1 pseudogene is annotated in these 528 nt (G+C 55.5%); it reads left to right on the top strand.

The window, feature by feature from the left end:
- Positions 1 to 528, top strand: a pseudogene (locus tag BST12_RS29260) (PPE family protein); the annotation flags it as partial.

The raw sequence follows: 528 nt of genomic DNA, 5'->3' as shown, positions 1-528 counted from the left end.
GAATTCGGGGTTAACGCCGGGTCTGATGGGTTTGGGTAATATCGGGTTTGGTAATGCCGGCAGCTACAATTTCGGTTTGGCGAATATGGGTGTGGGCAATATTGGGTTCGCTAACACCGGCAGTGGGAATTTCGGTATTGGGTTGACCGGTGATAATCTGACCGGGTTCGGTGGTTTCAATACCGGCAGCGGGAATGTGGGGTTGTTTAATTCGGGGACCGGTAATGTGGGGTTCTTTAACTCTGGCACCGGGAACTGGGGGGTGTTCAATTCGGGGAGTTATAATACCGGGATCGGTAATTCGGGGATTGTCAGCACGGGGTTGTTCAACGCGGGTGGGTTCAACACGGGTGTGGTCAATGCGGGTAGCTACAACACCGGCAGTTTCAACGCGGGGCAGGCCAATACGGGCGGTTTCAACCCGGGCAGTGTCAACACGGGTTGGTTGAACACCGGTGACATCAACACCGGGGTGGCCAACTCCGGCGACGTCAACACCGGCGCCTTCATCTCCGGTAACTACAGCAA

Source organism: Mycobacterium angelicum (genome assembly GCF_002086155.1).
GTDB classification, from domain to species: Bacteria; Actinomycetota; Actinomycetes; order Mycobacteriales; family Mycobacteriaceae; genus Mycobacterium; species Mycobacterium angelicum.
This window is presented reverse-complemented; position numbering and strand designations above follow the sequence as displayed.